Below are 24,839 nucleotides of genomic sequence, written 5' to 3'. Positions count from 1 at the left end.
ATGGTAAATTTGAGAGAAAAACCTTACTGTCTGACAGAAGAGGATATAAAATGGATCGAAACTACGATTGCTTCCATGAGCGATGAGGAAAAAGTGGGCCAGCTGTTTGTGAATATGGTCACAAGCCGGAAACCGGAAGATTTAAAATACGTGGTGGATCATTACCATGTGGGGGCGATCCGCTATCATAATGAAGCTCCTGAAGTGATCTATGAACAAAACCGGGTGCTTCAGGAAAACACGAAGATTCCTCTTTTAATCGCATCCAACTGCGAAGCGGGAGGAAATGGAGGCGTTGCCGGCGGAACTGCCGTCGCCACCGGGGCGGCCGTGGCTGCTTCCAACGATCCGTCCACAGCCTATGAATCCGCCAGGATCGGCGCGGCTGAAAGCGCGGCCGTGGGCTGTAACTGGAACTTCGCTCCTGTGGTGGATCTTTTGTACAATTGGAGAAATACCATCGTCCAGTGCAGAGCATTTAACGACGATCCTGACGATGTGACCGCCTATTCCAAAGAGTTTTTCCGCGGCATTAAAACTCAGAATATGGCCACCTGCTGTAAGCATTTTCCGGGAGACGGCACGGAAGAGAACGACCAGCACCTGATCATGGGCGTCAATGATATGAGCTGTGAGGAGTGGGACAAGACCTTTGGAAAGGTATATAAGGCCCTGATTGACGAAGGCGTGATGACCATCATGGCAGGGCACATCGCCCTTCCCCAGTACAGCAAAAAACTCTGTCCGGGCATGAAGGATGAAGAGATCCTTCCCGCCACCTTGTCGCCGGAACTGATAAATGGATTGTTAAAAGAACAACTGGGATTCAACGGCCTGGTGGTTACCGACGCCTCCCATATGATCGGAATGTTCGCGGCCATGCCCAGAAGAGAACAGGTGCCGGGGGCCATTGCGGCAGGCTGCGATATGTTCTTGTTTTTCAACGATATGGATGAAGATTTCGGATATATGATGGACGGATATAAAAATGGGATCATTTCAGAAGAGAGAATGCAGGACGCCCTCCGCCGGATTCTCGGCGTAAAGGCCAGCCTGAACCTTCACCGGCTCCAGGCGGAAGGAAAACTGATTCCTTCCAGAGACGGCCTGCAGGTGATCGGATGCGAAGAACACCGCCGGACCGCCGCTCAGATGGCCGACCGCTATATAACCCTGGTTAAAGACACCAGACACTATCTCCCCATCAGCCCGGAAAAGCACAAGAGGATTAAGCTGGTATTCATCGGCGGGGAAGGCACAGTAATTGCCGGAAAGTTAAAACCGGACGACAGCGCGGAAGTAAAAGCCCACCTGATTAAAATCCTGGAAGAAAAAGGGTTTCAGGTGGATGCCCAAAACCCAGATATAAAAGGAAAGATGGAAGAAGTTTCACGAAAATACGATCTCTGCCTGGTGGTGTTAAATGTAGCCGGATTTGCCCAGTTCAATACCATGAGAGTAAAATGGGCGGAGCCGGTGACCCAGCCCTGGTATGTCTCCCAGCTTCCAACCATTTTCCTGTCCCTGAACTTCACAAACCATTTGATCGACGTGCCCATGGCAAAGACTTATATCAATGCGTATCTGAATTCCGACGAGGCCATCGCCGCCGCCGTGGATAAGATGATGGGCAGGTCTGAGTTTAAAGGCCGATATAATGAAAATGTATTCTGCGGCAGGTGGGATACCAGGTGTTAGAGCGTGTTTGAAAATTCATTCCCGTCATCTGCACGCCCCACTTTCCCCGGCATCCTCCTGCGCAGATCCTTCATCACCCGGAAATAGGCGGGAATCAGAAACAGATCCGCCGCAATCCAGGCGATGGGGTTGGAATAACAGGTAGCAATATAACCGAACAACGGAACCAGGCAGAATCCCGCGAATGAACGGGCTGCCATTTCACATACCCCGGCCAGGATCGCCAGCTTGGAATACCCCAGTCCCTGAATCATGAATCTGACAATGTTCACCAGGGCCAGAGGGAAATAGAACAGGCTGTTGCCGATGAGGAAAAGCCGCGTGTTGTGCAGGATTTCCGTTTCGTCTGCATTTACGAACAAAAGGGCCACCGTATCGCTGAACAGATACAGGGCGGTAAAGCCGATGACCGAATAGACGGCTCCCAAAATAACACAGGATTTCAGCCCCTGGCTGATCCGGTCCAGCCGCCCTGCGCCCACATTCTGCCCGCCGTAAGTGGCCATGGTGGAGCCCATTGCGTCAAAGGGACAGCAGAAAAACATGCTGATTTTACTGCCCGCAGTTACCGAAGCTACGGCCACGGAACCCAGGGAATTGACTGCGGTCTGAAGAATCACGCTTCCAATTGCCGTAATCGAATACTGCAGCCCCATGGGGATTCCCATTCCGCAGAGGATCTTCATATATCCGGCGTCTGGTTTCCATTCATCACCCTCCATTTTCAGGAGGGTGAATTTTTTACTCATATAAAGGATACAGAGGATTCCCGAAACGCCCTGAGCGATGACCGTAGCCCATGCGGCCCCGGCAACTCCCATATGCAGCACGAGGATGGTGAACAAATCCAAAAGGATGTTGAGCACAGAGGAAATCAGCAGGAAAAATAACGGCGTGGTGCTGTCCCCCAGGGACCGGATGACGCCCGAAAGCATGTTATACAGGTAAATGGCCGGTATGCCGGAAAAGATGATGATTATGTAATCATAAGCTCCATCAATGATGTTCTCCGGCGTTTTCATCCAGACCAGAATATTGCGGCAGAGCAGGCATACAACCGAGGTCATGACAACTGAGAAAATCAAAGCCAGCCACCCGCTGTTGGCCACAAAACGGCGCAGGGCCGTATAATTTTTCTCGCCGAATTTCTGGGCCACGGGAATGGAAAAGCCGCTGCACACCCCGATACAGAAACCGATGACCATAAAATTGATGGAACCGGTTGATCCCACCGATGCCAGGGCGTCAACGCCCAGGTATTTACCTACAATAATGGTATCCATCATGTTATAAAACTGCTGGAATAAAAGTCCAAACAGCATGGGGATTAAAAATCCCAGTATTAATTTCATGGGCGAACCTGTGGTCATGTCTTTTGCCGCTTGTTTTGACATCGTTTTGTCCTCTTTCTTAGATAGATTCTAAGAACATAATTTACACCGAATGTGGGAATTGTGCAAGAGGAATTTTAATAAAAAAGGTGAGTAGATTAGAGATGTCAGGATAAAAAGGTTGTCAAAAGGGTTGAAGTGAAATAAAATTGATAAAACAACAAAAAAGTTGTATTATCAATACTGGATAAAGACAATAATGCAATGGGGGTGTTCATATGCCATTTGTTGAATTAAAGGTAAAAAAAGTTATTGAAAAAGAAAAGGCAGCCAGTCCGGAATTTGCACAGGCATGGGATGAAAGCAGAACAGAATATAAGCTGCTGTCAGAGCTGGTACAACTGCGTAAGGAACAGAAGCTTACACAGGGAGATTTAGCGAAGCTTACAGGAAACAAGCAGCAGGTCATTTCCAGAATAGAAAATAGAGAGAACAGCCCTACTCTAAAAACCTTTTGCAGTTTGCTGAATACGCTTGGATATGATTTGCAGATAGTTAAGAAAGCGGGTTTATAAGTAAATATTGTTGTGAAGCTAATGGCAGAATCTTAATCATATAAAAGATTCTGCCATTATATCTAGAGCAATTTTCAGACATGCTCTACGCCGGATAAAACCCCTGCTTATGCATCCGATACCACTCATCAACCTCTTTTTCCGTCTTATTCTTTAAAACCAGAAATATTTCTTTCGCAAATTCCAGAGCCGCGGAACCGTTGGCAGTGATGATACCAGAAGAGCTGACTGCCTGCCGTTCGGTAAAATACCTGTCTCCTTTATAGTGAGGTGCCTGCGATTTCATGAATTCCAGGGTGTTTCCCGTATGGGGAATCTGATCCAGGAATCCGTTTTCAGCCATGAAATTAACCGCATTGCAGATTGCGCCCACGGGAATCTGGCGATTCACTGCATATTCCGCCACCGGGAGCACGCCGTTGTTTTTCTGTTCGATCCAGGCGGTTCCTCCGGTTAGGACGAGCAGGCTGAAATCGCCCGGAACATCATGAACCGAATAGTCCGGGATCACTTGAAATCCCCCCATTGAGAACTTTGGATTTTTGTCTAAACTCATTGTTTTAACCACGTATTCTGATTCCATCGAATTTAGTTCCGAACACAGGAATGCGGGCTCCCAGTCGGCATAGCCGTCAAAAATAAAAATTATCACTTCTTTTTTCATAATTTCCTCCATTTGTGATGATTGTGGAATAAAATGTCCGCTGTCAGGAAAATGACTGAGCGTCCTGCTTTTATGTGGATGTTTACAGTGGATATTCTACAATAAAAAAGATGACAGCAGTATGTCATCCTTTATATAATAAATTTATTTTGTGCAGCCGTTCTTTTATTTCATTATAAAGCTCCGGCGGAGAGATCACCTGTACTTTATCCAGCAGTCCCATGACCAGATTGGCGGTAAAGGACAGGTCGGAAGTAAAAAAGCGGATTTCTCCCTGGCCCTGTAAAACCTCAGAACCGCTTTGGGATTCGGGAGAAGAGAAAAAAGAAGCGTCGATTTTCTGCGTCAATTCATATTCCTTTGATCGGTCATACCTGAGCACAACCTCATAAAATCCCTCCTGTTTTTGGAAAGAAAAAATTTCTCTGCCAAAGTCCACTTTAAATTCAGGATTTTTTATCTGCCGCAGTGGAAACTGCTCTTCTAATATTTCAAAAGAAGCGATCCTGTTCAGCCGGAACATTCTGAAATCTTCCCTTTCCCGGCAAAATGCGTATAAATACCAATAAGACTGCTTAAATACAAGTTTATAAGGCTCCACAGTTCTCTCGACGCGGGAAGTCCTGGAGATATAATCTAACCGCACCAGGCGCCGGCCTTCAATTGCATGATGGAATGCGGCCGCTTTTTTGGTGGTAATGCTGTCGCTGAACCAGGAGGACAGATTCAGTACATATGGGCTTGGAGACGGGAGATCCGGTTCCTGCCCCGGAGCCATTTTGGCGATCAGATTTGTTATGGAAGAATCGTTGTCAATGCTTTTTAAGCCGCTTAAAGCGGTGAACAGCTTGTCTGTATCCTCTATGGATAAAATCTTTTTATCCACTTTATAACCTCTTAAAATCGCTACGCCGCCGCCAACTCCCGGATAGGAGACGATTGGAATTCCGGCGCAGTTAAGCATCTCCAAGTCCCGGAAAATAGTCCGTTTTGAGACTTCAAACCGATTGGCTAGTTCCTGGACTGTGATTTTATCCACCTCTCCAAGAACGCAGAGCAGTCCCAGTAAGCGTTGAATTCTCATTTATATCCCTTCATAAGCCTTCAAACCTTGATAACGGGCTTTCCGGCGTTTTCTCATTTTTCGTGTTTTGCCCTGAACCTACGCTAATCTTTATAAATCTACGCAAATTAATGGGCAAATGGTGTAGTAAGTGGTGCAGTAGTTTTGGTCGTTTTCAACCTGATTTTCAGCGGACACCCTGTAGTACTTATTAGGGCGTGGCCATATCAATAACCGGTTTCTCTGTGAGATAGCGACAAACGATAATTTTGAGAAACTGATGACAGATACAGAGATTTACATAGACGGCCATGCAACCGCCCGCTTCCGGGATATGAATGAAGCGCTGGGAGATCAGCGACTCGCCCTCATTGGGAAACACCGCCATGCGGATGGGGATTTGTACTCGGTAACATTGTTGGCCGCACAGGTAGAAGAAGATTTTTTCTGCCACATCATCGCACTTCATATGTTACTTTAATAATTACATTATCTGAAGAAACTACAGGCATCTTAGTCAGTTTCTCCACCCCTCCATTTGTATTTATATATCCATTTTCTGCTCATCTACATATAGAACCGGATGCTGCATAGAAAAAATTTCTTTCTGTCGTTCAATCTCTGCTCTCAGTTGCTCTTTCGTAGGCAAATAAGTCAAATATTTTGACATAAACAATCGATCATTATCATGAAGTACCGAGTATCTGGCAATATCCTTATCAGTCTCTGAACACAATAGAATCCCAATGGTAGGATTATCACCCTGTCCTCGTTTTAAATCATCATACATGCGTACATACATATCAATTTGTCCTACGTCTTGATGGGTAATTCTGCCCATCTTCAAATCGATTAAAACATAGCATTTAAGTTCGATATTGTAAAAAACGAGATCTAAATAGTAGTCCGAAGTTTCCGTTACAATATGTTGCTGACGAGCCACAAACGCAAATCCTCTGCCCAATTCCATCAAAAAATCTCTAATATGAGAAAGAATGGCAGATTCTAAATCTCCCTCTAAGTAAGTATCCTCATTCTTAAATCCAAGGAATTCTGCAATCACCGGACTTTTGATTAGTTCGAATTGATTTTTTTGAAATTCTGCGGTTTTCTGCTTCATTTCTTCAATTATAGCCTCTTTTTTCGGTGCCTGAAGTAACCTATAATAATACTGCGTACTAATATTACGATCTAAGGTTCTTGAACTCCAGCTCTCGTCAACAGCCTCTTTCATATACCAATAGCGTGCATTTTCATCTGCAACACGAAGAAGGCTCCGAATATGTGTCCAGTTAAGATTGTGAACGCACGCGTTCACAATCTGCTCATCGGGAAAACACTGATAAAATTTGATGTAATAATGCAGATTTCTTTTAGAATAATTTTTGCCAAACTCCTTTGTCAAATCTTCTGCCAATGCAGAAATTAAACCTCTACCATACTCTGCACGTTCACTGCCACCCAGTTCCTGCTCTACAATTCGTTTGCCAATATTCCAATAGGTAAGCAACATCGCCTTACTGGAAGCATTATAGGCTGCTTTTTGACCAGAAGAAATAATACTTTTAATTTCTATAAGAACTGATTGATATGGCATCAAATGATTTTTCATCACGTCACCTCGATTTTCCATAATAATTATATTTTAACTTGCTTTTCCTGTCATATCAAGGCTCTTTCAAAAATGGTGTAGAAAACGCCTTTGTGTTTCGTACAACCATTGATTTTACTGGCTTTTCCGGAATTTATCAAGATGTTGCCGTGATTCAAGAGTTAACTTGCCTTCGTCAATCAGTTTAAAAAAAATCATGTCATACCTCCCTCCTCATCCATACCTTTACCCCATTTTCTTCAATATCCTCCGATAAAACACAACCGTCAAAACCGTAGCCGCCAGCCACCCAAAAGGCCACGCCATCCAAATCCCCGTACTTCCAAAAGCCGGAGAGAGCATCCAGGCGAAGCAGATCCGCAGGATCAGGTCCGGCACAGTAGCCATTACAAAATATGCCATTGCGGAGGAACCCCGGAGTATGCCGTCCGTCATCAGTTTAATGGAAATCATGAAATAAAATGGAGCCACAATTTTTAAAAACCTGCTTCCCGCCTCAATGGCGTCCACACTTTCCGCGTTCAAAAACAGCCTCATCATCTGGCTGCTGAACCCAAAATACAGCCCAAAGAAAGGAACCGCGGCCAGCAGCGAAAGCTTCACTCCCTTTTTAAATCCCAGCGGGATGCGGAACCCCTTTCCAGCCCCGATATTCTGTGCCGTAAAACTGGACAGGCAGCTTCCCAGGGACATGAATGAGGTGATGGCAAATGTATTCAATTTAATCGCAGCCGAATACCCTGCGATGGTCCCCGAGCCATACCGGTTTACAATCACCTGGATAAATAAATTGCCCACCGAAAGGACGCTCTGCTGCATAATGCTGGGCACTGCCACAGCTGAAATCTGGTTTAAGATATGCTGATCGAAAAATGGCGCTTTTTCATTTCCCGTCATCTTCTTCAAACGCCGCCATAATGTGGACAGGGCCAGCAGAGAGGAAATGCCCTGAGCGATAAAGGTGGCCCAGGCCACACCGGCCACCCCCATGTGAAGGCCGGCCACAAACCAGATATCTAATAAAATGTTTCCCAAAGAGGAGCCGATCAAAAACCAGAGCGGGGTCTTGGAATCCCCCACGGCGGTAAAAATTCCCGTACACACATTGTACAGAATTAAAAAGGCCATTCCCAGGGTATAGATTCTAAGATACATTGCCCCGTCGGCAAATATATTGCCAGGCGTTCTGATCAGCCTCATCATGGGCGCGCAGAATACCAGGCCAAATGCCGTCAGAAACAGGCTCAGAATCCCACAGGCAGTGAAAGCCGTGGTGACGGCCGTTTTCATCCTCTTATAATCTTTCGCCCCGAACAGCCGTGATACGATGACAGAGGCCCCTAAATTGCTTCCCGTGGCAAATGCCATGAAAATGACGGTAATAGGATAAGAAGCCCCCACCGCGGCCAGGGCGTCCTCCCCTGCAAATCTTCCCGCGATCATGCTGTCGGCAATGTTATAGAACTGCTGAAACATGACGCTTAACAGCATGGGCAGTAAAAAACGCCAGAGCTTGTTTTCGGAATGCTCGGCAGTCAGGTCTGTAATCATGTTAATTTCCCTTCCTCTCTGATCTGATCCACCCTGATGATCAGATTTTGACTGATAATCTTAATACAGAGCTTTTCCGGCGGAGAAAACTTCCTGCTTTTCAAAGACAGAATGCCGGACGCATCCTTAGCAGCCGGTGATCCGATGCAGAAAACCCGGACATTTTCCGGCCTGCTGATGTAGGAATAAAATGAATCCGATAAAAAACACAGACCGATGCCCTTTTCCACATATTGGATGGCCGTCGTGGAACTCTGAACGGTGGTGATGATATGGGACAGGGTGATGTGATTATCTTTTAAAATCTGGTTGATATGATGGCGGATGCGGCAGTCTAAGTTCTGCAGGATGAACCGTTCTCCTGCAATGTCATTTAAATCAATCCATGGAAATGGGAGGTCCGGAACCTGCCTGGCCGTCTTACAGACCGGGTTAGAGGCGGGGATCAGCACCAAAAAGTAATAATCATAGACCTTTTGAAACTTCACTACCGAGGTATCTTCCGGCGTGCAGGACACCGCAAATGTCAGGCGTTTGTCAACCAAAGCCTGTTCGATATCCCGGTTTAAGATTTCTGATATTTCGATCTGGTAATTGGGGTATTTTTTATAAAATTCCGCAAAATCCTCCCACAGATATAAAGTGCTGGAATTTAAGGAAAATCCGATTCGTATGATGTCTGTTTCCTGAGTTTTTAAGGTCTGGAGTTCCTGATAGAGCGCCTGTTTTTTGGAGGCGATTTCCTGGGAGTAACGGATGTAGATTTCCCCCGCCTGGGTGGGCGTGACCTCGCTTTTCTGCCGTTCAAAAAGGGTAACTCCAATCCGGGCTTCCAGATTGGACAGATAACGGCTGAGGGATGGCTGGGAGATGAACAGTTCCCTGGCGGCCTTTGAGATATTCCGGTTTCTGGCAATGGCCAGAACATATTCCGCATCTTTAATTTCCATAAAATTCCTCCATGCCAAAACGTTTTTTTGCACGAATTCTGCGCCGCACAAATCCTGCGCTGCGCAAATCCTGCGCCGCACAGTCAAGCGCCGAGTGAATCACCATAGCTTTGAGCTATAGTAACATACTTTATTAGTATTAGTCAATAAACCGTTGGGAAGTTATAATAAACCTATCTTAAATAATCAAACATAATTTGTGATTCTTGTACAGTAATATACAATGAATAGAAGTTATATTTGGATATTGTGTTGAAGTTTCCGGCCGGGGCGAATACATAAAGAAAAACAGGAGGGAATACAATTATGAGTTTATCAACGGTAGGGGCCGTAACAGCCTTTATAATTTTTGTTGCAGTGTTAGTAATTCCAAAACTTCCGAACTGGATGACTTTTGTGTGCATGGCGCCTGTGGTGGTGTTCTGCGGCACCATGAGTTCGTCCGACGTATTTGGAGTGTTAAATAACTCCGGCCTTCATTTGATGATCATTATCTGCATGTTCAGCGGCATGATAGCTGCCACTGGCCTGGATATCGTGATCGGAAATGTGGTGGACAAGGCCACCAGAGGGGTGAGCGGCCAGAAACGGGACATGGTGATTTTCGGAATTCTGTATCTGATTTCCGGCGCAGTTTCCTTTGTGCTTCAGAACAGCTACGTGGCCATGGCATTTCTTCCGGTCATTTTCAGCATCGCGAAGAAGACGAAGATCAGCCATTCGAAAATGATCCTGTTCATCATCTACGCCACAACCCTTGGCGGCGCCTGCACCCTGATCGGAACGCCCACCAACATCTACGCGAATACGGCTCTGGAAGAAGCCGGACTGGAGCTCTTCGGCATGTTTGACTTCATATGGGTGGGACTTCCGATCTTCATCATCGGCGGCCTCTATATGGTATTGATGAACCGCTGGTGCGCGTCTTACGATGAGGAAGTTCCGGGCAATGCGGATATGGAGATAGGCACTTTGACGGCGGCCCATAAGAAAAAACAGGCGGTGGTGGGAACCGGATTTGTGGTGTTCATCCTCGCCCTCGTCATCGACAGTTTAAAGCTGGCGGTTGTCAATCCGCTTTTCATCGGCTATGCCATGATCGCCCTCATCATCCTCACCGGGCTGGTGACGCCCAAAGAGGCCCTATCTTCCATGGGATCGGAAATGATCATTTTCTGCGCGGGAATTAACCTGATCATAGCGGTTATGAAAAACAGCGGTCTCGGAGATATTTTCGGAAATGCGGTGCTGAGTATTTTAGGGGATACCACCAATTTGTACCTGATCACAGCCGTGCTCTTCATTGGGGCAGCGCTGATGACCCAGCTTATGAACAACATGGCCACCGCCGGTGTGCTGGCCCCTATTGGCATTTCCATCGCTTCGGCCATGGGAGCCAATCCCCAGGCGATTGTGCTGGCCATCGCCATCGGAGCGGGCTGTTCCTACTTAACGCCCATTGCGTCGGGAACAAATCAGACTTTGATGATATTTACCAACCTGAAATTCACAGATTTTGCCAAATTCGGCTGGCCTTTAGTTATCATCAGCTTTATCTGCTGCGTCGGTATTTTGCCGCTGGTATTTCCATTTTTTTAAATGAAGGGAGAATGTTGTTATGAAAAAGGAACTGGTTCGTTCGTCGCCGGAGGAAGAAGGAATCGATTCCGGCCTGATCATAGATTTCCTGAATGAAATGGAAAAAGCAGGGGCGGAACTCCACGGAATTATGATCGCAGTCAATCAAAAGGTGGTTTTTGAAGCCTATAACGCTCCGTACCGGGCGGATATTCCTCATATTCTCCATTCCTATACGAAGACATTTACCAACACAGCCGCAGCCCTTGCTTATACCAACGGACTTATCAGGCTGGAAGATAAGGTATTGGACTATTTTCCCCAATATGCGGACGGGGCCAATGAATATCTGAAGGCGCTGACCCTCCGGGATCTGATAACCATGAGGAGCGGGCAGGAGAGGGGAATCGGAGGAAATGAATGGAGGCCTCTTTCCACAAGCTGGGTGGACGCGTATTTCCAGGTCCCCTGGGTGGAAATGCCGGGAAAGCGTTTTTTATATTCCAGCGGCAACAGCTATATCCTGTCTGCGGTAGTTCAGAAGGTCACCGGGAAGACCTGCTATGAATACCTCCAGGAACATCTTCTGCCGGAAATCGGGATAGGAGAGTTTACCTGGCAGACCAGCCCGGAAGGCATCTGCTCCGGCGGAAACGGCATTTCCCTCTGCGTGGAAGATATGACCCGTTTGGGAATGCTGTATCTGAATGGGGGGAAATGGAACGGGCGCAGGCTTTTGTCCCCGGAATGGGTGGATATGGCCCTGGGCATAAAAAACCCAGTTGAACTGTCGGAAGGAGAAACCGAGTATAACTTCCACTGGGAACATACCGGCGATATTTGGGCGGCCACCGGCATGTTCGGGCAGGGCAGCGTCATCATACCGAAATTGAATATGGTGATCGGAATGACTGCCGCGGACAGCCGGTATATGGCCACAAAAGGCGGGCTGATCCAGAAAAATCTGGTGTCTCCTATGCTGAAACGGAAAAATGAGGCGGATAACGGTAAATGGGAGATTTTGAAGAATAAAGGGTTCAGAATGACACTGGAAGGAAAATACCGTTCATTTCCTGAAGAGAAATTTTATGAAAGCGGAAGACATGTTTACCGGGTGCCGGATGAGACGGACGGGATAAAGAAAATTATTTTAGAATTTCATGAAAACCAGATTATTTTTTCCATGGAAGACCATAGAGGGCTCCATACAGTAACATGCGGCCTGGATCATTGGATCAGTTCCTCCACATCCATGACAGGCGCATACCTGCACCATCAGTATGAAATGGATGAGCTGAAAGTCTGCGCAGCCGCATATTGGGAGACAAAATATCTGCTGATGATGGAATGGAGATACCCGGAAATGGCATTCTGCGACCATGTGAAATTAGAGTTTTCTCATGAAGAAATACGGATGAAGCGATGGGTTAATATGAATTCGGAGGCAATGGAGAGGCCGGAAGTAAAAGGACGGAAGTAAAAGAGGTCGAAAAGGCCAAGAGTAAAAAAGGTCGATAGTAAAAAGGCCGGGAAACGCGCCTGAGGTTCGGTTTACAGATGAACCTCAGAGCGTTTCCCGGCTGTCTATTTTGCATAACACTTCCTTCCGGCGGTGCTTCGGCTGGCATAGGTAAAAAGAATTTATCATATTTTCTGAACAATAATTTTATTTGATGCATGCAGATGACGTGGAACATCGGGGTGCTCTTCTTCAAATACATAAGACTTAAATTCAATAATATCCCAATCCTTATATAATTCTTTGATTTCCCCATCCTCAGCAAGTCCAACCGCATAAGGAGCGATATCCGGTGTTGGAGGAACTTTATTTGTGAATAAATGAATGATATGAAAGCCACCCACAGCGGTATGTTCCTTCGCATTAATTATAAAGTCATTCCGGTTCTCTCTGTCAACAAAATGCAGAGTTCCAAATGACAGAATTAAATGATAAGATTTATCAAATTGGTAAGAACATAAATCACCAACCCATGCATTAATGGATAAAACATCTAATTGGGCCAGCCTTTTCAATTTCTTTATGGCATTTTCGGATAAATCGAAGGCATTTATATTAGAAAACCCCTGTCTCGCAAGATATAATGAATTGATACCATCACCGCAGCCGACATCAAGTATATTCCACGATTTGTTAAAGCGATGTTCATACTCGATGATGGACTTATTAGGTTTTGAACGAAAAGTGAAAATACTATCATTTTTATAGGTATCTTCCCAATAGGGTATATTCATCCGGTCCCTCCTAATATATTTTCTCCGTAAACAAAACGCTGCCGTCCATCCGGTTCAAAAAATCCACTGTTCCGTCATTACGTACCGGCCCGAACCCTTTCGCTCCGCCATAAAGACTTTGTTCCTCTTCCGTCTCCGCTGTATTTCCCGTCTTTTCACTGGGCTCCAAAACAAATTCCCCTTGTTTGTCGATAATTCCCCACTGCCCGCCTTGAACCAGGTGAAGGGTTACAGTTCCGCCTTCTTCCGTATAGGGCTGTAATTCCGCCCCCACCAAAACGCCGGCATACCCGTTGGAGAAATTAGTCACCGCATCATATAGGAACGGCAGAGCCAGAGTACCGTTTGTATCCAGATATCCGAATTTTCCCGTCTGCACTTCTTCCACAGGCAGGTAACCATCGGAAAACTGAGTGGTTTCCCCTTCACCCGATGCCCGGACGCCGTCTAACTGGCTGATTAAATTGAAGTCACGGTCATAGAAATGCAGGAACGCATTATGAAAGTTATCGACCATCAGGTTATCACCTGCGGTACGGATCTCACTGCCGTTTGCAAAACTCAGCAGCGGTTCATAAAGCTGATCCGACCTTGCTACATACAGAGTTCCGTCATACTCATAGATCAAATAATCCCCGCAGCTATATCTTAAATTATCCCATCTCCGGACGTCCAGTTTTTGTGATCCGTCCACGGTTTCATAATAGCGGGGTTCCACATCGTAATCCCTGTATTCTCCGCCGTATTTATCGTATTTAATATCCCCGGCTTCTACAACGGACTGCCATATATATTCTCCCGTAATCAGATCCGGGACTTTTTGAATTTCAAGGCCGTTTTCAAAGGAATATGCGTCCTCTTCTTCGGGGAATGGGGGTTCTGTTTCTGTCTCCGCTTCCTGGGCCTTCAGCATGTCCTCAATAATAGAAGAAGGCTGGGGGTAGGTTTCCGCTTCTGCCTGGGGAAGAGTCTCTTCCGGCCTTTTGGGGAGGCTGCAGGCGGACAGGGAAAGAAGGGCGGCGGCAGTTAATAATAAATGAGCGCTTCTCTTCATAGATTACCTTTCCTGATAACAAAATATTTTATAAATTATATCATATAGCCCCAGAACAATGCTTGAAGGAATTTTTAATTATTCTTAATGTTTCATTCATTTTTTAAAGTGCGTAATATTATGATAGATGAATGGCGGCAGAGGGGGATTAATTTTCTTTATTTTTAGTTTTACATCAAGTGTGAAGGCATTTTCAAAAATGCCTTCACGTTTGATGTAAAAAACTCATCATAATATGATATAATAGATTAGTTAATACATTTTAATCAAACACGGCAACTCACATCAATAAAGGAAATCATATATGAAGAAAAAAATAATCATACTGTCAATGATCATCACTCTGCTTACAGGCTCTTTGCTGGCAGGCACTCTGCTAACAGGCTGTTCAAAACAAGAAACCGCCTTACTGAACCCCAATGAGCCGGTTGTCATCACTTTATGGCATGCCTATAATGCATACGCAAAAGCCGTATTTGACAAACAAGTTCAGCTCTTTAACGAAACCGTTGGTTTGGAACAGGGAATTGTGGTGGACGCATATGGATACGGGACCAGTGAGGAACTGGACGAAGCGTTATACAATTCCGCCAATCGAATGATTGGCGCAAGCCCTATGCCGGATCTTTTCACCGCTTATCCGGACAGCGCTTACCGTCTGGATCAGATCACCCCACTGGCGGATTTAAGGGCTTATTTTAGTGAAGAGGAACTGTCCGCATACCGGCCGGAATTTCTGAAAGAGGGTATCTGGGGAGAGGATAATGCCATCAAGATGATCCCGATTGCGAAATCCACCGAACTGCTCTTTGTAAATGGAACGGACTGGGATGTTTTTAAGGAAGAAACCAATATCACTGACAACCATCTTTCCACATGGGAAGGGCTTGCAGAAGCGGCCCGGACTTATTACGCCTGGTCGGGCGGAAAGCCGCTTTTAGGGATGAACAGCTACAATGATTTCGCATTTTTAACGGCGGCCCAACTGGGCGTCGATCCCTATGAAATGGATCAGGGAAATGTATCCGGATTTAATTATCCGGAAGAAGCAGCAAAGCGAATCTGGGATGTTTACTATGTTCCCCATATCATGGGTTGGTACAAAAGCCAGATTTTCAATCAGGACGGCATTAAAAGCGGAAATCTGATCTGCTACATAGGATCGTCGGCGGGAGCCGGGTACTTTCCAAAACATGTGATCCTGAACGAGCAAAATGAATACGAGATCGAGTGCAGAGTGTTCCCTTACCCTGTCTTTAACGGCGGCCAGGAGTATATGACCCAGCGGGGGGCGAATATGGGCGTTTCCGCTTCTGACAAGGTCCGCGAATACGCGGCTGCCGAATTTTTAAAATGGTTTACAGCCTCCCAACAGAATATTGAGTTCACAGTTTCCACAGGATATATTCCGGTAAAAGAAGACGCGTTGTCTTCCGTTTCGGAACTCCTCCAGCATGTAAAAGAGGGGGATAACAGCGAGGCCGTCAAAAAAAGCGCTTCTGCCGCGCTGAACGCTATGAAAAAAGGGATATTTTACAGCAAAAAAGTATTTCCGGGGTCTTACCGCTGCGACGAGCTGTTTAAGGAATCTCTGGAAAAGAAGGTGGAAATTGATCTGTATGAACTGGAAGCGAGGACAGCCGCTGGAGAAACACGTGAGGCGGTTCAGGAAGAACTGGTTCGGGAAGACAATTTCAAAGAGTGGTATCAAAGTCTTTTAAACGAAATGGCTGGTAGTATGAATGAATAGGAAAAGAAGCGATACGATTGCATTTAAGCTGGCAATTGCATTTATCATCACGGCAGTTTTACAGAGCCTGCTGATCTCATATCTTCTGATATCGGGAGGCGTGATTGAGCGCTCTAAAAGCAATGAATATAAGATATTCTCTGAAAAGGTCAACGGACGCGCGGACAATCTGGAAAATGAGATGACCAATGTCTGGACGAATTTTGAACTGTATACGAACCAGATCCGCCAGTATTTTACAGAAATGAGCAGCCTGAACGGAGAAAATGTCAAATCTGCCGATGAGATTCTGGAAGATATGGCTCCGGTTGTGATGGATGCCCTGTACTATACGAAAACAACGGGCGCATTTCTGATCCTGGAAAATGAGGACGGTGGAGAAAATACCCATCCCGCCGTCTATATCAGAAATGTGAATCCCGACCGGGCGGATGAGAAAAATTCCAATCTATACCTCCTTTCCGGCCCATGGAGCGTTGCGGAAAAGATGAAGGTGGTGACGGATTCCAATTGGAGCCCCCGCCTTGCCCTCACGGAAAACAACAGGGATTTCTATGAAAAACCATTTCAGCACGTGGGAATTGCCCCTGTTGACCGTTGGCTGGGATATTGGAGCCCTCCATTTAAAGTGAAGCCGGACGGGGAAGACGTTATCACGTACTCGATTCCCCTGACGGACAAAAAAGGAAACCCTATCGGAGTATTCGGCGTGGAGATCGCGGTCAACTATCTGTATAAATTCCTTCCGCCCTCTGACCTGCAGCCTATGGATTCTTATGGATATTTCATCGGGTCCATCTCAGACGACGGGACGGAGGCCGGCGTGGTTGCGTCCTATGGAGCCATGCAGAACAGGTTATTCCATGTGGGCGGAACATTGAGGCTGGAGGAAGTGGACGGCCAGAATTCCGTTTATGCTTTGAACGGCCACAACAGCGCCAATAAGATTTATGCCTGCGTCAGTCCTATGAAGATGTATTATAATAATACGCCTTATGACGGGGAGGAATGGTGTCTGGTGGGCCTGATGGAGAAAAAAGTTTTGATGCAGCAGCCGGAAAGAATCCAGAAAGTGCTTTTAATGGCATTTTTCCTCTCCCTGTGTATTGGAACTGTGGTAGCAGTCGCAGCCGGAAAATGGTTTACAAAACTGGCCCGGGTGATCGAACTTTCTGAGGTGCAGGTAGGCGCGTTTGAGATAAAAATGCGGAGCAGCAAAGTGTTTATGACCAACCAGATCCCCAAACTTTTAAACCTGAGTAAAGAACAGCAGCGCGAATTCGCGAAAGATAAACATAAATTCTGGGATTTCTTACATGAGATCAGCCAATCCAGACAGGATGAGCCCAATTTGTACCGGATCATGATAGAAGGGGAAGAACATTGGCTGAGAATTACTCAAAAAGAGGAAGATGGAATCATCCGCGGCGTGGTTATGGATGTGACGGACGAGGTGCTTCAAACAAGGGCGCTGAAAGAGGAACGGGATTACGACGGCCTGACCGGTGTGAAAAACAGAAGGGCATTTGAGCACGTACAGGAAATCTGCAATGCCAAGTTGAACAAGGATTCCAATGTGGGAGCCATCATGTGCGACTTAAATGAACTGAAGCAGGTGAATGACCGTTTCGGCCATGATAAAGGGGATGAGTACATCCGTTTTGCGGCAGAGGCCATTTGTAAAGCATTTCCTTCCGGCGGCGTGTTCCGCGTGGGCGGCGATGAGTTTGTGGTGCTGATCGACAGTGTTTCTGAGGAAGAAGTGAAAAATGCATGTGGAAAGCTGTTAAAGCGTATGGAAGAATACCGGGAGAAAACGGGATTTAAGGCCGGAGTCGCAGTCGGATATTCATTTTATGATCCCGCTGAGGATCATAAGCTGGAAGACACCCTGTTGAGGGCTGACGCGGCCATGTACAGACAGAAGAATGAGATGAAATACAGATAAAAGGCGCCCTGGATTTGGCTGATCCAGGGCGTTTTGTTGTCCGTATTTCAATTTAATTCTTCCCGATGTGCCTCCATCGGCTGAAAGAATGTTTACATGCCGGCAAACTTATTCTTTACTTTCTGAATTTTCTGCTGTTCTGCCTGCTCTGTACTGTACCAGCCCTTCGCGGACATCTTTTGATAGATATCGTCCTGAATACACAGGCTGTCTTCTAACGCACGGTCAAAAACCTGATGCACGTTCTGGGTAGAAGATTCGATTGTGCCGTGAAGATATAAATCACAGACACCTTTGGTTGTCAGGAGAAGGTTCTCCATAATACATTTGTCATCCATGCCGGTTTCCTCCTTAGATCATGTTGTAAAAACTGTCAAAAATCTGCTGATGTTTCTGCTGAAGCTGTTCAACACAGTTTTTAAGCTCCATATCCTGAAGATTCTGTGCAGCTTCCTGGCACTGTGTTTTTAAGAATTTCTCATGGCCTAACGCGTCTTCGATATAACTTAATTCCTTTGGACTCATTTTTATCACCTCCGGTTTTAATATGTGCAGATGGAGGTGAAAATAACCATACTGTAAATAAATGATTAATAATGGACAAATACAGGAATCCTAATAGAAAGAGAGGGGGAATTTTATGCTTTCCATAAAAGAACGGCAAAAAATAGTACAGGATTATGCCGATTCGGTAAAAAAGGAATTTCCGGACTGGGGACAGTATAATGTCCTCATTTTCGGAAGTTTTTTGACGGAACGGTATACGGAAGATTCGGATATCGATATCGGCATCCTGTCTTTAAAACCGGGGCTTACGTTCAGGATATACGCTTATACAAAAGATTATTTTAAAAAGCTGGGAATTGACAATGATGTGGTCAGGATGCGGCTTGTGAAATCCCAGTACATCAACATTTCCATTGTCACAGGCCACACCTGCGCGGTGACGGATTATTGTCCTGATGAGCTGATCAGCTATATGAAACAGATGACAAAAGAGTATGGGGAGAACCCACAGGAGACAATCATAAAAGAGGCGCGGGAGGAGGCAGATCATGGGCGCATTCGGTGAGGCACTTAAAAAAGCGGGAATTACAGGCCCGGATTCCAGGGAATATGACAGGAAAAAGATTACGGCATTTACTCTGGAGATGAAATTATATGAGATGAAAGACCATATCGACTCCATGAAACGGATTTACCGGAAATATCTGAATGCGGAAGGCACGGACCGCCTGGACTACAGGGACAGCCTGGCTAACCGGTTCGGCTATATGGTGATCGCATTTCAGGATATCATGGAATCCGTGATGGAGGCGGAAGGGGAAATCCTGAAAAATGAGGATATTTCCATCCGCCGGGCCATCGGACGGTTTCAAAGCCTGTTTCCCGGGGAATGTGAAAATGAAGAGGTGGACAATGCGGTGACTTCCATGTCCGACCGGAATGAAATCGTGCACGCATATGAAAATTACAAGGGGAACATGGAAACCGTGATGGAAAATGTGGCCAATTACTCGGAAGGGTATGAAGCGATTTTTGACATGATATGGGAGTACTGCAGGCGGGAAAATCTTTTAAAGACCACCTGAGCGGCAGTTAAAATTGTGGAATATTGAGGCCGGCTGTGATATTATAACAGGAGCGAAGCCATTTTAGAAATGAAGAACAGAAGGAAGACAGATGTTATATCAGATTACGGACGGAACCGTGACCTTGGGCGGCGTGCCCATATTGTCACATATAGATTTTGAAATACGGGGAAATGAAAAGATTGCGGTGGTGGGAAGAAATGGAGCCGGGAAAACAACTCTGCTCCGCCTCATTGCCGGAGAGCTGGAGCTGGACCGGGATGATAAGAGAAACGGACCGGGAATCATCTGCTCCAGAAAGATCACGGCCGGGATGCTGAGCCAGCAGGTATTTTCCGACAGGGAGAAAACCGTGGAGGAGGAACTTTTGGCCTCCTGCCCGTGCAGGGATACCTATGCAAGAGAGCGTTTTGATTATGAACGGGAGTATGATATCCTGTTTACCGGGCTGGGCTTCACTAAAGGGGATAAACGCAGGAAGCTGTCCTCATTTTCAGGAGGCGAGCAGACCAAGATCGCGCTGATCCGCCTTCTGCTGGCGAAACCGGACGTCCTTTTGCTGGACGAGCCCACCAACCACCTGGATCTTGCCACGTCGGAGTGGCTGGAACAATATTTAAAACGCTACGAAAAGGCAGTGGTTATGGTATCCCATGACCGCTTTTTCCTGGATCAGACCACGGATGTGGTCTATGAGCTGGCAGGCGGGAAGATGACCCGCTATCCCGGCAATTACACCGCCTACCGCCAACAGAAATTAAAGAGCATACGGCTGCAGCAAAAAGCCTATGAACGCTATATAGAAGAGACAAAGCGCCTGGAAGAACTGGTGGAGCGCTTTAAGCATAAACCCAGGAAAGCGTCCTTTGCCCGGTCCAAGAAAAAGGCCATGGAGAGGATGACTGCGGTTTCAAAGCCGGAGGAAGATGACGTACATATTTTCACCGGCGAAATTGAGCCTCTGGTTTCAGGGAGCAAAACCGTATTCGAGGCGGAACATTTGAAAATCGGTTACAATACCCCGGTGCTGGAGATCACCATGCGGGTGCGCAAGGGACAGAAGATCGGGATACTGGGGGCAAATGGAGTGGGTAAAACCACATTTTTAAAGACGGCAGCAGGGCTGATTCCCCCGATAGACGGTACGTATTCCCTGGGAAATAACATCACCATCGGGTATTTTGACCAGCACTCCGCCCAGATCATGTCGGATAAAACGGTGGCGGATCATTTCCACGATCTGTTTCCGGCGCTGACGGAAAAAGAGGTGAGGAGCATTCTCGGGGCCTATCTGTTTGGCGGACGGGAGGCGGGAAAGCGGGTCAGTTCCCTTTCCGGTGGGGAGAAATCCAGGCTGGTGCTGGCGGAACTCTTGCAGAGCCGCCCTAATTTCCTGATTCTGGACGAGCCCACCAATCACATGGACATTCAGGCGAAAGAGACGCTGGAATCGGCATTTCAAGCTTATACGGGAACGGTCATATTCGTGTCCCATGACCGTTATTTTATCCGCCAGGTAGCGGATGCGGTGATGATTTTTGAGGATCAGTCGGTAATGTATTATCCCTTTGGTTATGAACATTATCTGGAGCGCTGCGCCAGGAAGGACACAGGGGAGAGCATGGCGGCCCAGGTGAAGGCGGAAGAACAGGCTCTGATTGCGGGGATGCGGGCTGTTCCTAAGGCGGAACGCCACAGGCTCAGGGAGATTCCGGAAGAGGAAGCCTATTTTGACTGGCAGCTCCGCCTGGCGGGAGAGAAGATGGAGGCTGCGGGAATGCGGACGGAGCGGCTGCAGGATGACTTGGCGGCCATGCGGGAAGCATGGGAACAGTCGGAAGGGTTCTGGAACGGGGGAAGCTGGGATCAGCAGGCGGAGTATGAACGGATGAAGGAACTGTTATTCCAGGCGTGGGAAGAGTGGAACGCATATTGTTTGGAGTGGTATCAGATTGGAGAGGAAGGAAAGTTGATATGAAGACATCATTAGATTTGAGAAAAGAGTTAACAGCCATAGACAGAAGGAGTTATCCGGCTTACAAATCGATCCAGGGCTGCTATGATTTTAAGGATTACAGGCTGTCCATCGATCATGTGCAGGGGGATCCATTTGCCGCCCCATCCAAGGTGAGCGTTCTCATCTCAGGCAGACAGGCCGGTTTCCCGGAACGCCTGTATGAGGAACGGATGAAGCGGATAACCCTGCAGGATTATCTGACGCGGATGTTCGGAAAGCAGATTGAAAAAATCAACTTCAAGGCCAAAGGTTCGGGAAAGAGCGGACTGATCGGCGTCAGCCGCTGCGGGCAGCAGGTGCTGGAGCGGAGCGCCTGTACCGTAGATCCGAAAAATGGCGATATTCTGGTGAGAATGGAGATCGGTTTCCCTGCCAATGGCAGAACCATCAATTCCGGCGAACTGATTAAAATACTATTTGACCTGCTTCCAGGCTGTGTCTGTTCCAGTTTCTTCTATAATAAGTTGAACCATGATCCGCTGGAAAAGGCGGTCCGCCTCTGCGTTGATCAGCAGTATATCAGGGGGAAACTGGATGAAATGGGCCTGGCGGCATTTATTGCCAACGGTTCTGTGCTGCCAAGGGAAAGCGGAGTATCGCAGAGGCCCATGAGACAGGCGGTCATATTCCAGTCCCCGGCTTCCATGGAGGTAACTCTTGACCTCCCCTATCACGGCCCTGTCACGGGAATGGGAATAAAAAAGGGGATCACACTCATTGTGGGCGGCGGTTTTCATGGAAAATCCACGGTTCTGGAAGCGTTGGAACTGGGCATTTACAATCACATTCCGGGAGACGGAAGGGAACTTGTGATAACCGACCAGTCGGCTGTTAAATTGAGGGCGGAGGATTCCAGAAGCATTCAGCAGGTTGATATATCACCCTTTATCAACAACCTGCCCAACGGGAAAGATACGGTACATTTTGATACCCCGGATGCCAGCGGCAGCACGTCCCAGGCGGCCAATACGGTGGAAGCGGTGGAGGCGGGGGCTTCCCTGTTCCTCATCGATGAGGATACATCCGCCACCAATTTCATGATCCGGGATGAACTGATGCAGCAGGTGGTGAGCCGGGACAAAGAACCTATCACCCCATTTGTGGAACGGGTGAGGGCTGTTTATGAACAGCTTGGAATCTCAACCATCATGGTGGCCGGCAGTTCCGGCGCTTACTTCCATGTGGCGGATACAGTGATCCAGATGGAGGACTATCTTCCCTATGATATCACGAAAACGGCGAAAGAGGCTGCGGGCCAGTACGCGGGAATCAGGATTTTAGAAGACCCCCTTGTCATCGCGGATTTCAATGAGCGGCGTCCCCGTACCAATTCCGCATTAAAGGATAACAACAGGATTAAATCCAAAGTGCTGGGCCGGGATTCTGTGTCTCTGGACAGGGAAGTGGTGGATCTGCGTTATGTGGAACAGCTTGTGGATCAGGAACAGCTCCAGGCTCTCGTATACCTTTTAAAATACGGAGAGATGAAAATGATGAACGGAAAGCGGAGCATGAGGGAAATTGTGGACGCGCTGGAAACCTTAATGGATCAGAAGGGGCTGGCAGCCCTGGCCGATGGTTTTTATCTTCCCGATTCCCTGGCAAGGCCCAGGCGGCAGGAGATATTCGCCTGCTTTAACCGCTACCGCGGCCTCCGCTTCTGATAAACCGCAATCGATTAGACGGCGGGAAACTTGGTTAGGAAAGCAACGCCAAGTTTGCTTGTAAGCAGCTTTCTTAACTGGTTTTTACATCGGATGGATATCTGATGTTTCTCGACCGGCTTTTTAGTCAAGAGGATGAGCCATCTGAATGGTTACTTATTATTGAATATCATAATTCCAGTAGAGGATACATATCAGTAATTATATACTGATATGTATCCTTTTATATTACTATTTTTACAGAATCATTGGTACAATAGTAACTGAGATTGATACAAAATTATCATAATTATACATATATGAAGGAGGATTTATTATGGCCAGATTCACATTACCAAGGGATTTATATCACGGAAAAGGCGCTATTGACGAGCTGAAAAACTTAAAAGGGAATAAAGCCATCGTTGTTGTTGGAGGCGGCTCCATGAAACGGTTTGGTTTTCTTGACAAAGTTGTAACAAACTTAACGGAAGCCGGAATGGAAGTGAAACTGTTTGAAGGCGTAGAGCCGGATCCCAGCGTGGAGACAGTGATGAAGGGCGCTGAGATGATGAAAGAATTCGGTCCTGACTGGATTGTTGCCATCGGAGGCGGTTCCCCCATCGACGCAGCAAAAGCGATGTGGGCATTTTATGAATACCCGGATACCACATTCGAAGAGCTGTGCATCCCATTTAATTTCCCGACTCTTCGTACAAAAGCCAGATTTTGTGCGATTCCGTCCACTTCCGGCACAGCTACGGAAGTGACCGCATTCAGCGTTATCACAGATTATCAGAAGGGAATTAAATATCCGCTGGCAGACTTTAACATCACTCCTGATGTTGCCATCGTAGACCCGGATTTAGCGGAGACCATGCCAGCGAAATTGACCGCCCATACCGGAATGGATGCCATGACCCATGCAATAGAGGCATATGTATCCACATTAAACAGCGATTATACGGATCCCCTGGCTCTGCACGCCATCAAAATGATCCACACATTCCTGATCGATTCCTATAACGGGGATATGAGCGCCAGAGACAGGATGCACAATGCGCAGTGTCTGGCGGGAATGGCATTTTCCAACGCATTATTAGGAATCGTCCATTCCATGGCCCATAAGACAGGCGCGGCTTACAGCGGCGGACACATCGTTCACGGCTGTGCCAATGCCATGTACCTTCCAAAAGTTATCAAATTCAATGCCAAAGACGACACAGCCGCCAAACGGTATGCGGATATTGCCAGATTCATCGATTTGAAGGGAGAAACGACAGAGGAGCTGGTAGACGCCCTGATCGCTGAAATCCGTTCCATGAACGAGAAGCTTAACATCCCGTCCTGCATCAAAGAATATGAAGGCGGAATCATCGATGAGGCGGAGTTTAACAGCAAACTGAAAACGGTTGCCGAGCTGGCAGTCGGAGACGCCTGCACCGGATCAAACCCGCGTCAGATCACACCGGCGGAGATGGAAAAACTGCTGACCTGCTGTTACTATGATACGGAAGTGGATTTTTAGAGATGGATTCTCAGCCAGCAGACCATTAGTCC

22 protein-coding genes are annotated in these 24,839 nt (G+C 46.9%); 12 read left to right on the top strand and 10 right to left on the bottom strand.

Annotated elements, in window-relative coordinates; genetic code table 11:
• Positions 1-1,698 (top strand): glycoside hydrolase family 3 N-terminal domain-containing protein, encoded by a 1,698-nt coding sequence (locus GPL15_RS23685; RefSeq protein ID WP_215701151.1) that lies wholly within the window; start codon positions 1-3, stop codon positions 1,696-1,698.
• On the opposite strand, the gene GPL15_RS23680 is transcribed toward GPL15_RS23685, so the two are convergent.
• Positions 1,695-3,092, bottom strand: coding sequence for an MATE family efflux transporter (locus GPL15_RS23680; RefSeq protein ID WP_215701150.1), 1,398 nt, complete (start codon positions 3,090-3,092; stop codon positions 1,695-1,697). The genes GPL15_RS23685 and GPL15_RS23680 overlap by 4 nt on opposite strands.
• A 215-nt stretch (positions 3,093-3,307) precedes the next feature.
• Between GPL15_RS23680 and GPL15_RS23675 the strand changes: the two genes are divergently transcribed.
• Positions 3,308-3,604 carry a helix-turn-helix transcriptional regulator gene (locus tag GPL15_RS23675; RefSeq protein ID WP_215701149.1) on the top strand — a complete coding sequence of 99 codons (297 nt, stop codon included), beginning with the start codon at positions 3,308-3,310 and terminating at the stop codon, positions 3,602-3,604.
• A gap of 85 nt (positions 3,605-3,689) precedes the next feature.
• Here the strand turns inward: GPL15_RS23675 and GPL15_RS23670 are convergent, their stop codons facing one another.
• The gene (locus tag GPL15_RS23670; protein WP_215701148.1) at positions 3,690-4,268 is read right to left on the bottom strand and encodes a type 1 glutamine amidotransferase family protein; all 579 of its coding nucleotides are present in this window, start codon (positions 4,266-4,268) and stop codon (positions 3,690-3,692) included.
• A 124-nt stretch (positions 4,269-4,392) separates the two neighbouring features.
• Positions 4,393-5,352 (bottom strand): YafY family protein, encoded by a 960-nt coding sequence (locus GPL15_RS23665; RefSeq protein ID WP_215701147.1) that lies wholly within the window; start codon positions 5,350-5,352, stop codon positions 4,393-4,395.
• Between the two features lie 259 nt (positions 5,353-5,611).
• Here GPL15_RS23665 and GPL15_RS23660 point away from each other — a divergent pair, with 259 nt between their 5' ends.
• Positions 5,612-5,812 (top strand): hypothetical protein, encoded by a 201-nt coding sequence (locus GPL15_RS23660; RefSeq protein WP_252198593.1) that lies wholly within the window; start codon positions 5,612-5,614, stop codon positions 5,810-5,812.
• A gap of 63 nt (positions 5,813-5,875) precedes the next feature.
• Here GPL15_RS23660 and GPL15_RS23655 read toward each other — a convergent pair whose 3' ends face one another.
• From GPL15_RS23655 to GPL15_RS23645, 3 genes are all read right to left on the bottom strand, one after another.
• Complete coding sequence (locus GPL15_RS23655; RefSeq protein WP_215701146.1) at positions 5,876-6,943, bottom strand: PDDEXK nuclease domain-containing protein; 1,068 nt, start codon at positions 6,941-6,943, stop codon at positions 5,876-5,878.
• Positions 6,944-7,168: 225 nt separating this feature from the next.
• A complete protein-coding gene (locus tag GPL15_RS23650; RefSeq protein WP_215701145.1) occupies positions 7,169-8,494 on the bottom strand; it encodes an MATE family efflux transporter in 1,326 nt (441 codons plus the stop codon).
• On the bottom strand, positions 8,491-9,444 hold the full coding sequence (locus GPL15_RS23645) for a LysR family transcriptional regulator (RefSeq protein ID WP_215701144.1): 954 nt from the start codon (positions 9,442-9,444) through the stop codon (positions 8,491-8,493). Before GPL15_RS23645 ends, GPL15_RS23650 begins: the two co-directional genes overlap by 4 nt.
• 306 nt (positions 9,445-9,750) lie before the next feature.
• On the opposite strand from GPL15_RS23645, the gene GPL15_RS23640 reads away from it, so the two are divergent.
• Positions 9,751-11,043: an SLC13 family permease gene (locus tag GPL15_RS23640; RefSeq protein WP_215701143.1), complete on the top strand. Its 1,293-nt coding sequence runs from the start codon at positions 9,751-9,753 to the stop codon at positions 11,041-11,043.
• A gap of 19 nt (positions 11,044-11,062) precedes the next feature.
• The gene (locus GPL15_RS23635) at positions 11,063-12,502 is read left to right on the top strand and encodes a serine hydrolase (RefSeq protein WP_215701142.1); all 1,440 of its coding nucleotides are present in this window, start codon (positions 11,063-11,065) and stop codon (positions 12,500-12,502) included.
• A 164-nt stretch (positions 12,503-12,666) separates the two neighbouring features.
• Here the strand turns inward: GPL15_RS23635 and GPL15_RS23630 are convergent, their stop codons facing one another.
• The gene (locus GPL15_RS23630) at positions 12,667-13,275 is read right to left on the bottom strand and encodes a methyltransferase domain-containing protein (RefSeq protein WP_215701141.1); all 609 of its coding nucleotides are present in this window, start codon (positions 13,273-13,275) and stop codon (positions 12,667-12,669) included.
• 10 nt (positions 13,276-13,285) lie between these two features.
• Entirely contained in the window at positions 13,286-14,329 is a 1,044-nt protein-coding gene (locus GPL15_RS23625; RefSeq protein WP_215701140.1) for a WG repeat-containing protein, read from the bottom strand.
• Positions 14,330-14,633: 304 nt separating this feature from the next.
• Here GPL15_RS23625 and GPL15_RS23620 point away from each other — a divergent pair, with 304 nt between their 5' ends.
• Positions 14,634-16,079 (top strand): extracellular solute-binding protein, encoded by a 1,446-nt coding sequence (locus GPL15_RS23620; RefSeq protein WP_215701139.1) that lies wholly within the window; start codon positions 14,634-14,636, stop codon positions 16,077-16,079.
• Complete coding sequence (locus GPL15_RS23615) at positions 16,072-18,027, top strand: diguanylate cyclase (RefSeq protein ID WP_215701138.1); 1,956 nt, start codon at positions 16,072-16,074, stop codon at positions 18,025-18,027. Before GPL15_RS23620 ends, GPL15_RS23615 begins: the two co-directional genes overlap by 8 nt.
• Before the next feature lie 92 nt (positions 18,028-18,119).
• Here the strand turns inward: GPL15_RS23615 and GPL15_RS23610 are convergent, their stop codons facing one another.
• Complete coding sequence (locus GPL15_RS23610) at positions 18,120-18,365, bottom strand: spore coat protein (protein WP_215701137.1); 246 nt, start codon at positions 18,363-18,365, stop codon at positions 18,120-18,122.
• A gap of 13 nt (positions 18,366-18,378) precedes the next feature.
• Entirely contained in the window at positions 18,379-18,552 is a 174-nt protein-coding gene (locus GPL15_RS23605) for a hypothetical protein (protein WP_215701136.1), read from the bottom strand.
• 115 nt (positions 18,553-18,667) lie between these two features.
• On the opposite strand from GPL15_RS23605, the gene GPL15_RS23600 reads away from it, so the two are divergent.
• From GPL15_RS23600 to GPL15_RS23580, 5 genes are all read left to right on the top strand, one after another.
• Entirely contained in the window at positions 18,668-19,099 is a 432-nt protein-coding gene (locus GPL15_RS23600) for a nucleotidyltransferase domain-containing protein (RefSeq protein ID WP_215701135.1), read from the top strand.
• Entirely contained in the window at positions 19,083-19,619 is a 537-nt protein-coding gene (locus GPL15_RS23595; RefSeq protein ID WP_215701134.1) for a hypothetical protein, read from the top strand. The genes GPL15_RS23600 and GPL15_RS23595 overlap by 17 nt, the downstream gene beginning before the upstream one ends.
• Before the next feature lie 91 nt (positions 19,620-19,710).
• Entirely contained in the window at positions 19,711-21,597 is a 1,887-nt protein-coding gene (locus GPL15_RS23590; protein WP_215701133.1) for an ABC-F family ATP-binding cassette domain-containing protein, read from the top strand.
• Positions 21,594-23,300, top strand: a complete 1,707-nt coding sequence (locus GPL15_RS23585) for an ABC-ATPase domain-containing protein (protein ID WP_215701132.1) — start codon at positions 21,594-21,596, stop codon at positions 23,298-23,300. The genes GPL15_RS23590 and GPL15_RS23585 overlap by 4 nt, the downstream gene beginning before the upstream one ends.
• A 316-nt stretch (positions 23,301-23,616) precedes the next feature.
• On the top strand, positions 23,617-24,807 hold the full coding sequence (locus GPL15_RS23580; RefSeq protein ID WP_215701131.1) for an iron-containing alcohol dehydrogenase: 1,191 nt from the start codon (positions 23,617-23,619) through the stop codon (positions 24,805-24,807).
• Positions 24,808-24,839: the final 32 nt, after the last annotated feature.

The sequence above is a fragment of the Clostridium sp. MCC353 genome (assembly GCF_018785315.1).
Lineage (GTDB): Bacteria > Bacillota > Clostridia > Lachnospirales > Lachnospiraceae > CHH4-2.
This window is presented reverse-complemented; position numbering and strand designations above follow the sequence as displayed.